Here is a 12,584-nt window from a genome sequence, read left to right as displayed (position 1 = left end):
CAACGCCCTTCGAGCCTCAGGTGACCAGCGCCCGGTCGCGGCCCAGGTGGTGGCCGCGAAGGTCGTTCACCACGCCCGGCCGCGCCGCCTCCGCGACCTCGGGGGAGATCTCCACGCCGATGGTCACCGGGGTCAGCGCCCGCAGCCCTTCCCGGATCCTGGAATTCCACATGGGGTTCCCGACCAGGCTCTGGCGGCCGAAGGTCACCGTCAGCACCGCCGAGTCGAGCGTCCCCTGCCGGCTGATCGCCAGCTCCCACCCGGACACCCCGTCGATCTTGGACAGCGCCTTCTCCAGGCGCGGCAGCGAGAGCCATACGCCCCTCACCAGCACGTGCTCGCCCACCGTGTGCCCCGGCGCGGGCAGAGCGCCGCTCCCGTCGCGCGCCACCTGCCCGGTCCGCAGCACGGCGTCACCGGACGCGGGATGCCCGGTGGGCATGATCACCAGCTCGGCGGGCCCGTCGTCCCGGTACGGCTCGTCCTTGTTCAGCGCCGCAAGCCCCAGGACGCCGTCCGCGACGGGTGTCAGGGGGTCCTCCTCCGCTGCCCGCCAGGCCAGCGCGCCACCGCTGAACGGGCTGGAGTACGCCTCCGACACCGTCGCCCCGAACTCGCCCGCCAGGTGGGCGAGCGTCCGCTTGGCGGCGATCTCGCCGGTGAGCACGATGTGCCGGAGCCCGAGGTCCAGGGGGTCGAGCAGGAACTCCAGATGCAGCCTGGCCAGGAAGTCCATGGCCCCGGTCGGCGTGGCGACGAGCGTGGTCGCCTTCAGCGCGGTCAGCGCATGGTGCAGCCGCATCCTGCCCCGCGGCCCCACCGAGGCGGCGGCGGCCGCCACGTCCGCGGCGGCCGAGGTCCAGAGCGCGGCCGCGGGCTCGGCCAGCGCCACCACCACCCGGTCGGCCGCGCCGACCCCCACGGCTCGCAGCACTTCACCCGTCATCTCACGGTCCGCGGGGGTGAGCGGGAAGACGCTGGACAGGTCCGGGGCGGCCAGCAGGAGCCCGGTCGCGGATCCGGCGCCCGCGCCGAGATCGTCGCGGGTCAGCCATCGAGCGGCCTTCATCGCATCACCTCGTCCATGAACAGGGCCATCGAGGCGCACACCCGGTCGTGGGCCAGCCCACCCACCTGCGCCTGCAGGATCAGGTCGGTGGCCCCGGCCTCGGCGATGCGGGCCAGCGCCTTGCGCGAGCCCTCCACGTCGTCCACCACGACCATCAGGTGCTCGCGCAGGGTGGCCATCGCCTCCTCGGGCGGCATCCCGGCCGCGAGCTGGCCGAGCACCCGGTGGGTGGCGTGGCGGGCGTCGTAGTAGTCCGGCGGGGTGACGAGGTTGACCTGGCGGCGGATGTACCACAGGACCGCGTCGGCGGCGCTCTCGGTGGCCTCGTCCCGGGTCGGGGCGACGAACCAGGGGATCATCAGCGCCACGCGCCTGGTGGCCGGGTCGAAACCGCTGTCGGCCAGGACCTCCCGGTAGCGGGAGATGTCCTCGGCCACGTCGTCGATGCCCTTGAGCATGGTCATGCCGAGCAGGTTGTAGCCGTGCCTGGCGGCCGCCAGGTAGCCCTCCAGGGAGGTGGAGGCCACCCAGACCGGCGGGTGCGGCCGCTGCGCGGGACGCGGGTAGACGGCCACGTCCGGGATCTCGAAGAACTCGTTCGACCGGCTCACCGGCTCCCCGTCGGCCTGCCAGATGGCCAGCGTCGCCTCCAGGCAGTCCTCCCAGATCTGCCGCGACTTCTCGAAGGGCCGCTGGAACGCCTGGTATTCCAGCGGCGAGGCGCCCCGCCCGGTCCCGAACTCCACCCGCCCGCCGCTGAGCACGTCCAGCGTGGCCACCCGCTCGGCGGTGCGGATGGGCGACTGGAACGGCAGCAGCACCACGCCGAGCCCCAGGTGGATGCGCTCCGTGCGCTGGGAGATGGCCGCCAGCACCAGATCGGGCGCCGAGGAGTGGGAGAACCCCCTGGTGAAGTGGTGCTCGACGAACCAGGCCGTGTCGAAGCCCAGCCGATCGCCCAGGACGACCTGGTCGATCACGTTCTGGAACGCCTGCTGCTCGACCTCGCGGGTGCGCCCGCGGACCTCCAGCTCGTAGCCCAGGCTGATCCGTAGGGCCGTCATCGCGCCTCCGCCGAAGTTGTGAACCAAGCGCTCGCTTGGTTGAGCCTACCAGTAGCCACCACTTGCGGGAAGGGTGCCGTCGCGATCAAAGTGGATGCTCGTGAGGCGAAAGCACGCGCTACGGCGGCCGAAGGACCTGGGGACCGCGGCGGGCGCCGGCGGCCTCCCGCTCGCCGATGCCCGACGCTACGAGGCGTTCGGCCGCGTGATGGCGGCGCTCGCGACCAAGGCGGAGTTCATCGAGTCGTGCCGCGACCTGACCTGGTGGCCGGGCCCCGACGACAGCTGGCACATCGAGTGGCGCGACGGCCCCTTCGCCTCCGAGGTGGCGGCGCTGCTCGCCGAGCACGTGCGCAGCGCCGACGCCGATCCGGGCGATGACCTCTCCGCGCTGCTCGACGTCATGGGCGTGCGCTTCGAGCTGCGCGCCATCGACCCGATGGGCCGGTCGCGAGCACGGTCCCGCCCGCACTTCTGGCGCCTGGCCGAGGCGCTCGACACCACCCGCCGCACCAACACCCGCCACCCGTGGGAGGAACTGCTCGGCGGTTAGCGAAGGTAGATTCCGAACGGTTGCCCGAAATTTGCCTTTTTTGTACGGCCGCATAATCTGGTTGTGTCTCCCTTGACGATTCGCAGGGAGAAATGGCCGGGAAATGGACATGGAAAAAAGCGCGATCACCTATGCGGACTTCGCCGAGTTCGAGCGGCGGCAGCGAGGCATCGAACGCCATTTGCTGGCGGCATTCCTGGGCGGCCTGCTCGTCGGGCTCCTCGGCATGCTCACCGCGGGCCTCGGCCCCGGATGGTTCGGACACGTCTACGACCCGTACGCCTACCTGGCGCTCGCCCTGGCCGTCGGGGCGACCGCGTCCGGCTTCGGCTGGGCGCTGCTGACCACCTTCCTCGCCGCGGTGTCCACGCTGGTCGCGGCCATGGGCGGCAGCGCGCTGCGCGGCAAGGCGGACTTCGACGTCATCGGCGGCAGCGCCGCCGGACTCAACTGGATGCTCGCCCTGCTGGTCGGCATCGGCCTGCTGGCCTACGTCACCCGCAGGAGCGACCGCTGGGGCGACTACGCGGCCGGCGTCATCGGCGCCGCCGTGCTCGCCGACATCGTGGACCGGGCGACACCCGGCTTCATCGGCAACGAGCGCTCCTTCTGGCCGCTGCCCGCCGTGGTGATCGGCGCGGTCGCCGTCGTCACGGTGATCGCGCTGCGCAGGAGCACCGGCGCCCGCGTCAGGGCGCTGGCGTGCGCCGTGGTGCTGGCAGGGCTGTTCGCCGCCGGCCTGGCCGCCTCGCTGGGCGGCTGGATCACCATCGCCGTTTAAGCGCGCGCCGCGGGTGGCTCCGAGTCGATAGCCTGTAGTCCTTCACATCAGGCCCGAGCAAGGAGTAGCCGTGTTGCTGCGCATGTCGTCGTTGTTTCTTCGCACCCTGCGGGACGACCCGGCAGACGCGGAAGTGCCGAGCCACAAGCTCCTCGTTCGCGCCGGCTACGTCCGCCGCGTCGCGCCCGGCATCTACTCGTGGCTGCCCCTCGGCAAGCTGGTGCTGGAGAACGTCACCCGCGTCGTCCGCGAGGAGATGAACCGGATGGGCGGCCAGGAAGTGCTCTTCCCCGCCCTGCTGCCCCGCGAATACTACGAGGCCACCGGCCGCTGGACCGAGTACGGCGACACGCTGTTCCGGCTGCGTGACCGCAAGGGAGCCGACTACCTGCTCGGCCCCACCCACGAGGAGCTCTTCACCGACATGGTCAAGGGCGAATACTCCTCCTACAAGGACTATCCGGTCACGCTCTACCAGATCCAGAACAAGTATCGCGACGAGGCGCGGCCCCGGGCGGGCATCCTGCGCGGCCGCGAGTTCCTCATGAAGGACTCCTACTCCTTCGACCTCGACGACGACGGCCTCAAGCGCTCCTACGAGGCGCACCGCGAGACCTACATCAGGACGTTCGACCGGCTGGGCATCAGCTACAAGATCGTGTTCGCCACGTCCGGAGCGATGGGCGGTTCGGCCTCGGAGGAGTTCCTGGCCCCCACGCCCACCGGCGAGGACACGTTCGTGTCCTGCCACTCCTGCGGCTACGCCGCCAACGCCGAGGCCGTCACCACCACCGCCCCGGCCGCCCGCGAGCTCGACGGCCTGGCGGAGCAGCGGGTCCTCGACACCCCCGGGACCCCGACGATCGAGTCGCTGGTGTCGTACGTCAACGAGCACCACGGCCTGTCCGTCACCGCCGCCGACACCTTGAAGAACGTCGTCGTCAAGGTCACCACCCCCGGCAGCGGCAAGGTCGAGACCCTGGTCATCGGCGTGCCCGGCGACCGCGAGGTCGACTTCAAGCGCCTGGAGGCGGCCCTGGCCCCCGGCGAGCCCGCCATCTTCGAGGCCGAGGACTTCGCCAAGCACCCCGGTCTGGTGCGCGGCTACATCGGCCCTCAGGTCCTGCGCGACCTCGGCATCCGCTACCTCGTCGACCCCCGCGTGGTCGCCGGCACCTCCTGGGTGACGGGCGCCAACCAGCCCGGCAAGCACGCCGCGGACGTGGTCGCGGGCCGCGACTTCGTACCCGACGGCACGATTGAGGCCGCCGAGGTGCGCGCCGGCGACCCCTGCCCCCGCTGCGGCTCGACGCTGTCCATCGACCGCGGCATCGAGATCGGACACATCTTCCAGCTCGGCCGCAAGTACGCCGACGCGGCAGGGCTCGACGCGCTCGGCCCCGACGGCAAGCCGATCCGCATCACCATGGGCTCCTACGGCATCGGCGTCTCGCGCGCCGTTGCCGTCATCGCCGAGCAGGCCCACGACTCCCTCGGCCTGGTGTGGCCGCGCGAGGTCGCCCCCGCCGACGTGCACATCGTGGGCACCGGCAAGGAGCGCCAGGTCGAGGCGGCCCTGGAACTGGCCGTCGAGCTGGAGTCGCGCGGGCTGCGCGTCCTGGTGGACGACCGGCCGCAGGTCTCGCCCGGCGTCAAGTTCAAGGACGCCGAGCTGCTCGGCCTGCCCACCATCGTCGTGGTCGGCCGCGGGCTGAGCCAGGGCGTGGTGGAGCTGCGCGACCGGGTGTCGGGCGAGCGGAGCGAGATCCCGCTGGCCGAGGCCGCCGACCGCGTCGCCGCCGCCTGCGCCGCCTCCTGACTTCGCGCGTACGGCCCCGCGCTCACCACGCGGGGCCGATCCACGTACATGGAGGCACGAGCGGGGCGGCCGGTTTGACGGGGCGGTGAGGGACTGTAAACCTCGGTGCGATGAAGCCACACGTCGAACTGAAAGACTTCTGGGAGCGCCGCCTGGAGTCCGACTGGACCGAGAGCGGCGTCGGATACAAGGCCCTCGGCCGGGCGTTCAACATCTGGATGTACCGGGTGCGCGCCGAGGGCTTCCGCCGTGAGGCCGCCACCATCGGGCTGGACCTGCCGAAGGCGCGGGTGCTCGACATCGGCTCGGGCACCGGCTTCTACGTCCGGCTGTGGCGGGAGCTCGGCGCGCAGTCCGTCACCGGCAGCGACCTCACCCAGGCGGCGGTGGAGCGGCTGCGCTCGCGCTTCCCGAGCGCCTCCTTCCTCCAGCTCGACATCGCCGAGCCCGGCGACTCGCTCGAGCCCGCCTCGTTCGACGCCGTCTCGGCGATGGACATGCTCTTCCACATCACCGACGACGACCGCTACAAGGCGGCCCTGCGCTCCATCGGCGAGGCAGTCAAGCCCGGAGGCGCGTTCGTGCTGTCGGAGAACTTCCTGCAACGGCCCGAGCAGCGCTCCGACTACCAGGTCAACCACACCCTGCCGTGGATCACCGCGGCCCTCGACGAGGCCGGGTTCGACGTGGTCCGCCGCGTCCCCATGCTGGTGCTGATGAACGCCCAGGTGGACGCCAGCCCTGCGTGGCGCAAGCTGTGGGGCGGGTTCCTGCGCGCGGTGACCCTGACCGAGGTGACCGGCTGGCTGGCCGGGGCCCTGCTCTATCCCGTCGAGCGGCGCCTGGTGCGGATGCTGCGCGAGAGCCCCACGACAGAGTTCATGATCTGCCGCCGCCGTTGACGGTCCCGATCACGTGCCGATCCCGGGCGCGCGTCAGCCGCCTGGAGTCGGGGTCGCGGGCTTCGGGGTGGCGGGCGCGGGCATGCCGGGGAAGGCCGTGGTGATGGCAGGGCGGAAGGAGTAGGAGCGGGTCGCGGCCTCCTGCATGGCCACCGCCGCATACTCGCGCAGCTCGGCGCCGGCCGCGGCCACCAGCTCCAGATAGGCGGCCGTGATGCCGCTCTCCACGTGCGCCGCCAGCCGGGAGGCCGCCTGCGCGGTCGACGGCACGAACGGCAGCGCGTAGGAGGGCTCCGGCTCCGACGGCTTGCCGCCACGCGCCGTGATCAGCTCGCGCAGCTCGTCCCTGCGGTCGCGGTGGGCGTCGAACGCCCCGGTGATCCGGGCCCTCAGCGGCCCGGTGGTGCGCGCGCCGATCAGGCCGTAGGCGAAGACCGCGGCGTGCTCGGCGGCCAGTGCCTTGCGCAGCTTGTCCACATCGCCCGCGTCGATGCCGTCGCCGCCCGGCTCCGGCGCCTTGACCGGCGTCAGGGAGTGCAGCGCCTCGCAGGCGCCGATGCTGGCGATGAGCTGGGCCAGCTGCGGTGAGACGCCGGAGAGCTGGCGCGGGCGCTGCGCCGCCGCCCTGCGTTCGAGGCTGCGCAGCCGGGACAGCGACACCTTCGGCGCCGCGGTGGGGGAGGCCGTCGCGGACTGTGTGGCCGACTGCGCGGCGGAGGGGGTGGCCTTGGGGAAACGCCTGCGCAGCTCCGCGAGGTGCGCCTCGTGCCGGGCCCTGAACGGGACGAGCCTGTCGCCACCCTTGGCGATCATCGTGCTGTAGAGGGCGATCGTCTGCTCTTTCTCCGCGATCAGCCTGCGGGCGAGCACCAGCTCGGGAGAGTCCTGTGCCGGTGGCGGCGGCTGGACGGCCGGGCTGCTGCATCCCGCGAGCGCCACGACGACCGCTCCGCCCGCCAGCACGGCTCGCCGGGAGAGGTGAGGCTGGCGCACGAGCAGGGACCTCCAGTGTCACGGACCGCAGATAGCATCGTAAGGGCTCGTGCCCGCACTCGCCGTCAGGCGCGGCCTGCCGGCTGTGAGGTGGCGCTCGTCGCCCGCGGGGGCGAGGCTCGCCATCCGGCCGCGCCGAGTGACGCTCTCTGCGTGCCTTCCTACAGATAGGGTGTCAACTGTCGTCGCTGGCCGTACGGCCATGCGGCGGAGAGCCAGAGGCGAGGTCCGCCCGGCTGAGACATGACAATAGGGGAGGTCGATATGGGCAGCGCATCACCCCGCGACCACCTGATGAAGCTCCTTGAGCCTGTGGTCAGCGCGGAGGGCCTCGATCTGGAGGACGTCACCGTCACCCAGGCCGGCAAGAGGCGGTTGCTGCGCGTGATCGTCGACCGTGACGGCGGCGTGAGCCTCGACGACGTGGCCGACGTGAGCCAGGCCGTCTCGGCGGCCCTCGACGAGGACGACGCGATGGGCCACTCGGCCTACACACTCGAGGTGTCCTCGCCGGGCGTCGACCGGCCGCTGACCGAGCCCCGCCACTGGAGGCGGGCGGCCAAGCGGCTGGTGAAGGCAGAGCTGCGTGACGGCACGGTGATCGAGGGCCGGGTGCTCGCCGCCGACGAAGGCGGCGTCGACCTCGACGTCGAAGGAGCCGGACGACGGCTCGACTATCAGGACCTGACCCGCGGACGGGTGCAGGTGGAGTTCCGCCGTTTCGACGACGTCGACGGCGACGAAGGCTAAGGGGAAGCCTCGTGGACATCGACATGAGCGTCCTGCGCAGCCTGGAGCGGGAGAAGGACATCTCCTTCGACCTGGTCGTCAAGGCCATCGAAGACGCGCTGCTGATCGCCTACTTCCGCACGGACGGCGCCGGGGCCAAGGCGCGCGCCGAGCTCGACAAGACCAGCGGGCACGTGACCATCTGGGCGGCCGAGCTCGACGAGGACGGCGAGATCGTCAGAGAGTACGACGACACGCCTGGAAACTTCAGCAGGATCGCCGCCACCACTGCCAAGCAGGTCATCCTGCAGCAGCTGCGCGACGCCGAAGACGAGATCAACTTCGGCGAGTTCGCCAGCCGCGAGGGCGAGCTGGTCTCCGGAGTCATCCAGCAGGGCAAGGATCCGCGGGTGGTGCTGGTCGACCTCGGCAAGATCGAGGCCGTCCTGCCGGCCCACGAGCAGGTGCCCGGCGAGGACTATGTGCACGGCGAGCGCATCCGCGCCTACGTGGTGCAGGTGAAGAAGGGCCACAAGGGCCCTTCGGTCACGCTGTCGCGCACGCACCCCGGCCTGGTGAAGAAGCTGTTCGCGCTGGAGGTGCCGGAGATCGCCGACGGCACCGTGGAGATCGCCGCGGTGGCCCGCGAGGCCGGTCACCGCACCAAGATCGCGGTCCGGTCGCGCAGGCCGGGCGTCAACGCCAAGGGCGCCTGCATCGGCCCGATGGGCTCGCGGGTGCGCAACGTGATGACCGAGCTGCACGGCGAGAAGATCGACATCATCGACTGGTCGGAGGACCCGGGCGAGTTCGTGGGGAATGCCCTGTCGCCCGCACGTGTTTCTCACGTTGAGGTCCTCGATCTCGATGGCCGGGTGGCGCGGGTGATCGTGCCCGACTACCAGCTTTCGCTGGCCATCGGCAAGGAGGGGCAGAACGCCCGGCTTGCCGCGCGGCTGACGGGCTGGCGCATCGACATCCGTCCGGACACACAGGCCGAGGATGCCGCCGGTTCCGTAGATGCGTCGACACGGTAAGCTGGAATATGGTTGCCACGCGGCCCCACAGCGCACCTGTGTGGGCTGCAGGGGCCGCACGGCTAAGTCCGAGCTGCTCCGGTTGGTGCGGGTCGAGGACCAGGTGGTCCCTGACCTGCAAGGACGGCTTCCTGGCCGGGGTGCATCGCTGCATCCGACCGTAGGCTGTCTGGAGCTTGCCGAGCGTCGCCGAGCGTTTCTGCGCGCTTTCCGCGTGCCGGGACCGCTTGACGTCTCGCGGGTGCGAGCGCACCTAGAAGGAGAACCACGAAATGTCATGTAGGACGCCGAGTTGATGGGGCGGAGTCAGATTGCTATGAGCGCCTGATGAGCACGCGGCGATGAAGACGTCAACGTAACGACGGTCCGGACGGCACAGCCAGCCTCCCGGGCCAAGTAAGGGAGTGCAGTGGCGAAGGTCCGGGTATACGAGCTCGCTAAGGAGTTCGGCGTTGAGAGCAAGGTCGTCATGGCCAAGCTCCAAGAGATGGGGGAGTTCGTCCGTTCGGCGTCCTCGACCATCGAAGCGCCGGTCGTCCGCAGGCTCACCGAAGCTCTGGGCGCATCCAAGGGTGGGCCCTCCAGGGGCGGCGGTTCGTCGTCCCACAAGCCGCAGCCGCCGAAGGCTGCTCCCCGGCCGGCGGACAGCCAGGCCGGTAACGGTGTCCAGGAGACGCCGACCTCATCCGTTCCGCGTCCGGGTCCCAAGCCCGGTCCGCGTCCGAGTCCGAGTCCGAGTCCCGCGGCCGGCCCGTCGCGTCCCGCGGCGCCCGCGCCGCAGCCGCAGGCACAGCCTCCGGCGCAGCAGCCGCAGGCACAGCAGCCGCAGGCACAGCAGCCGCAGGCACAGCCTGAGGCCGCTCGCGGCGAGACGTCCGGAGCCCCGCAGGCCCGCTTCGAGAGCGGCACGCGCCCGGCTTCCGGCCCGCGTCCCGGTCCGGCGGCCCGTCCGGGTCCCAAGCCCGGCCCGGCGGCGCCCCGTCAGGGCACGCCTTCCGGTGGCGGTCCCAGCCAGGCACCTCGTCCCGGCGCTCCCGCCGGTGGCGGCGGTCCCCGTCCGGGTCCCGGCCCCAAGCCGGGTCCGCGCGGCCCGCGTCCTGGTAACAACCCGTTCTCTTCCAACGCCAGCGGCATGGGCCAGTCCCGGCCGCCGCGTCCCGGAGGCAACCGCGAGGGCGGCGCAGCCGGCCCGCGCGAGCGCCGTGACGGCCCGCCTCGTGACGGCGCGATGCCGCGTCCGCCGCAGAGCCGTGGCGGCGACGCCAGGCCGGGCGCCGCGGGTCCGCGTCCGGGTCCGCCCGGTGCGGCCGGTCCGCGTCCCGGACCGGGTGCGGGTGGTCCGCGTCCCGGTGGTCCGCGTCCCAACCCGATGATGATGCCGCAGGGCCGTCCTGCCGGCCCCGGCGGAGGCGGCGGAGGCCGTCCCGGTGGTGGCGGCGGTGGCGGTCGTCCCGGTGGCGGTGGCGGTGGCGGTCGTCCCGGTGGCGGTGGCGGTGGCGGTCGTCCCGGTGGTGGCGGCGGTTTCGCCGGTCGTCCGGGTGGCGGCACCGGCCAGCGCACGGGCACCGGTGGTCCGGGTGGCGGCGGCGGTTTCGCCGGCCGTCCCGGCGGCGGTGGCCGCGGTCGTGGCGGTGGCACGGCGGGAGCCTTTGGGCGTCCCGGTGGCCGTCCCGCGCGTGGCCGCAAGTCCAAGCGCCAGAGGCGCCAGGAGTTCGACAACATGTCGGCACCGGCGATCGGCGGCGTGCAGGTCTCGCGCGGTAACGGCGCGACGATCCGCCTGCCGCGCGGAGCCTCGCTGGCGGACTTCGCCGACAGGATCGGCGCGAACCCCGCGGCGCTGGTGCAGATCATGCTGCACCTCGGCGAGATGGTGACCGCCACGCAGTCGGTCAACGAGGAGACGCTGCAGCTGCTCGGCGCCGAGCTGGACTACAACATCCAGGTCGTCAGCCCGGAGGAGGAGGACCGCGAGCTTCTCGAGGCCTTCGACATCGAGTTCGGCGAGGACGAGGGCGACGAGGCCGACCTGGCCGCGCGTCCGCCGGTCGTGACCGTCATGGGTCACGTCGACCACGGTAAGACCAAGCTGCTCGACGCCATCCGCAAGACCAACGTGGCGGCGCGCGAGGCCGGTGGCATCACCCAGCACATCGGCGCTTACCAGGTCGCCACCGAGCACGAGGGCGAAGAGCGCAAGGTCACCTTCATCGACACCCCGGGTCACGAGGCGTTCACCGCCATGCGTGCCCGTGGCGCCAAGGCGACCGACATCGCGGTGCTGGTGGTCGCGGCCGACGACGGCGTGAAGCCTCAGACGATCGAGGCTCTCAACCACGCCCAGGCGGCCGACGTGCCGGTCGTGGTCGCGGTCAACAAGGTCGACAAGGAGGGCGCCGACCCCAACAAGGTCAGGGCCCAGCTCACCGAGTACGGCCTGGTGGCCGAGGAGTTCGGTGGCTCGACGCTGTTCGTCGACATCTCGGCCAAGAACGGCACCGGCATCGAGAACCTGCTCGAGGCGATCATCCTGACCGCCGACGCCGAGCTGGACCTGCGGGCCAACCCGACGATGGACGCGCAGGGCATCGCGATCGAGGCGCACCTCGACAAGGGCCGCGGCCCTGTCGCGACCGTCCTCGTCCAGCGCGGCACGCTCCGCGTCGGCGACTCCATCGTCTGTGGCGAGGCCTTCGGCCGCGTCCGGGCGATGCTCGACGACAACGGCGACGCGGTCGAAGAGGCCACGCCGTCCCGTCCGGTCCTGGTGATGGGCCTGACGGCCGTGCCGGGCGCCGGCGACAACTTCATCGTTGTCACCGACGACCGGATGGCCCGCCAGATCGCCCAGCAGCGCGCGGCGCGCAAGCGCAGCGCCGACATGGCGAAGTCGAGCCGTCGTCTCACCCTCGAGGAGCTGTTCAGCAACCTCGAGAAGGGTCGCGTCGACGAGCTCAAGCTCATCATCAAGGGCGACGTGTCCGGTTCGGTGGAGGCGCTGGAAGACGCGCTGCTCAAGATCGACGTCGGCGACGAGGTCAGGCTCCGTGTCCTGCACCGCGCCGTCGGTGCGATCACCGAGTACGACGTCAACCTCGCCGTCGCCGACGACAACGCGGTCATCATCGGCTTCAACGTCCGCCCCGAGCCTCGGGCGCGCGACCTGGCCGAGCGCGAAGGCGTCGACATCCGCTACTACTCGGTCATCTACCAGGCGATCGAGGAAATCGAAGCGGCGCTCAAGGGCATGCTCAAGCCCGAGTTCGAAGAGGTCCAGATGGGCACGGCGGAGGTCCGCGAGATCTTCAAGGTGCCGAAGATCGGCAACGTCGCCGGTTCGCTGGTCCGCTCCGGTGTGATCGTGCGCAACAGCAAGGCCAGGATCATCCGCGACGGCGTCGTCGTGGCGGACAACCTGACCGTCTCGTCGCTGCGCCGGTTCAAGGAGGACGCGACCGAGGTCCGCGAGGGCTTCGAGTGCGGTATCGGTGTCGGCTTCAGCGACATCAGGATCGACGACGTCATCGAGACGTTCGAGATGCGGGAGAAGCCGCGGGCCTGACCCGTGGCCGGGCGCCCGGCGGAGCATCCGCCGGGCGCCTTCCGCACGCTTCGGCCTGGTCGCCGCCGCACCAGG

At 71.5% G+C, this 12,584-nt stretch carries 11 protein-coding genes; 8 read left to right on the top strand and 3 right to left on the bottom strand.

Annotated features, from left to right (window positions below):
* Positions 1 to 16: 16 nt before the first annotated feature.
* Together V5E28_RS28665 and V5E28_RS28660 are read right to left on the bottom strand one after the other, a co-directional pair.
* Positions 17 to 1,069 (bottom strand): hypothetical protein, encoded by a 1,053-nt coding sequence (locus V5E28_RS28665; RefSeq protein ID WP_336211223.1) that lies wholly within the window; start codon positions 1,067 to 1,069, stop codon positions 17 to 19.
* The gene (locus V5E28_RS28660; protein WP_336211221.1) at positions 1,066 to 2,133 is read right to left on the bottom strand and encodes an LLM class flavin-dependent oxidoreductase; all 1,068 of its coding nucleotides are present in this window, start codon (positions 2,131 to 2,133) and stop codon (positions 1,066 to 1,068) included. Before V5E28_RS28660 ends, V5E28_RS28665 begins: the two co-directional genes overlap by 4 nt.
* Positions 2,134 to 2,227: 94 nt before the next feature.
* On the opposite strand from V5E28_RS28660, the gene V5E28_RS28655 reads away from it, so the two are divergent.
* The 4 genes from V5E28_RS28655 to V5E28_RS28640 all read left to right on the top strand — a co-directional run bounded on the left by V5E28_RS28655 (position 2,228) and on the right by V5E28_RS28640 (position 6,188).
* The gene (locus V5E28_RS28655; RefSeq protein WP_336211218.1) at positions 2,228 to 2,686 is read left to right on the top strand and encodes a hypothetical protein; all 459 of its coding nucleotides are present in this window, start codon (positions 2,228 to 2,230) and stop codon (positions 2,684 to 2,686) included.
* 109 nt (positions 2,687 to 2,795) lie between these two features.
* Positions 2,796 to 3,467 (top strand): hypothetical protein, encoded by a 672-nt coding sequence (locus V5E28_RS28650; RefSeq protein ID WP_336211215.1) that lies wholly within the window; start codon positions 2,796 to 2,798, stop codon positions 3,465 to 3,467.
* Between the two features lie 70 nt (positions 3,468 to 3,537).
* Positions 3,538 to 5,286: a proline--tRNA ligase gene (locus V5E28_RS28645; protein WP_336211212.1), complete on the top strand. Its 1,749-nt coding sequence runs from the start codon at positions 3,538 to 3,540 to the stop codon at positions 5,284 to 5,286.
* 110 nt (positions 5,287 to 5,396) lie between these two features.
* Complete coding sequence (locus V5E28_RS28640; RefSeq protein WP_336211209.1) at positions 5,397 to 6,188, top strand: class I SAM-dependent methyltransferase; 792 nt, start codon at positions 5,397 to 5,399, stop codon at positions 6,186 to 6,188.
* Between the two features lie 33 nt (positions 6,189 to 6,221).
* On the opposite strand, the gene V5E28_RS28635 is transcribed toward V5E28_RS28640, so the two are convergent.
* Positions 6,222 to 7,181: a ferritin-like domain-containing protein gene (locus V5E28_RS28635; RefSeq protein WP_336211206.1), complete on the bottom strand. Its 960-nt coding sequence runs from the start codon at positions 7,179 to 7,181 to the stop codon at positions 6,222 to 6,224.
* Between the two features lie 264 nt (positions 7,182 to 7,445).
* Here V5E28_RS28635 and rimP point away from each other — a divergent pair, with 264 nt between their 5' ends.
* The 4 genes from rimP (at position 7,446) to infB (ending at position 12,509) form a co-directional block, all read left to right on the top strand.
* Positions 7,446 to 7,931: a ribosome maturation factor RimP gene (rimP, locus tag V5E28_RS28630; RefSeq protein WP_336211204.1), complete on the top strand. Its 486-nt coding sequence runs from the start codon at positions 7,446 to 7,448 to the stop codon at positions 7,929 to 7,931.
* 11 nt (positions 7,932 to 7,942) lie between these two features.
* Positions 7,943 to 8,947, top strand: coding sequence for a transcription termination factor NusA (gene nusA / locus V5E28_RS28625; RefSeq protein ID WP_336211200.1), 1,005 nt, complete (start codon positions 7,943 to 7,945; stop codon positions 8,945 to 8,947).
* On the top strand, positions 8,931 to 9,230 hold the full coding sequence (locus V5E28_RS28620; protein ID WP_336211198.1) for a YlxR family protein: 300 nt from the start codon (positions 8,931 to 8,933) through the stop codon (positions 9,228 to 9,230). The genes nusA and V5E28_RS28620 overlap by 17 nt, the downstream gene beginning before the upstream one ends.
* A gap of 126 nt (positions 9,231 to 9,356) precedes the next feature.
* Positions 9,357 to 12,509: a translation initiation factor IF-2 gene (gene infB, locus V5E28_RS28615; RefSeq protein WP_336211195.1), complete on the top strand. Its 3,153-nt coding sequence runs from the start codon at positions 9,357 to 9,359 to the stop codon at positions 12,507 to 12,509.
* Positions 12,510 to 12,584: the final 75 nt, after the last annotated feature.

The sequence above is a fragment of the Nonomuraea sp. LPB2021202275-12-8 genome (assembly GCF_037044575.1).
Lineage (GTDB): Bacteria > Actinomycetota > Actinomycetes > Streptosporangiales > Streptosporangiaceae > Nonomuraea.
This window is presented reverse-complemented; position numbering and strand designations above follow the sequence as displayed.

Bases quoted from the DNA above. Each gene is read 5' to 3' on its own strand.
- V5E28_RS28665 (WP_336211223.1), bottom strand. From the start codon at position 1,069: ATGAAGGCCGCTCGATGGCTGACCCGCGACGATCTCGGCGCGGGCGCC.
- V5E28_RS28660 (WP_336211221.1), bottom strand. From the start codon at position 2,133: ATGACGGCCCTACGGATCAGCCTGGGCTACGAGCTGGAGGTCCGCGGG.
- V5E28_RS28655 (WP_336211218.1), top strand. From the start codon at position 2,228: ATGCTCGTGAGGCGAAAGCACGCGCTACGGCGGCCGAAGGACCTGGGG.
- V5E28_RS28650 (WP_336211215.1), top strand. From the start codon at position 2,796: ATGGAAAAAAGCGCGATCACCTATGCGGACTTCGCCGAGTTCGAGCGG.
- V5E28_RS28640 (WP_336211209.1), top strand. From the start codon at position 5,397: ATGAAGCCACACGTCGAACTGAAAGACTTCTGGGAGCGCCGCCTGGAG.
- rimP (WP_336211204.1), top strand. From the start codon at position 7,446: ATGGGCAGCGCATCACCCCGCGACCACCTGATGAAGCTCCTTGAGCCT.
- V5E28_RS28620 (WP_336211198.1), top strand. From the start codon at position 8,931: ATGCGTCGACACGGTAAGCTGGAATATGGTTGCCACGCGGCCCCACAG.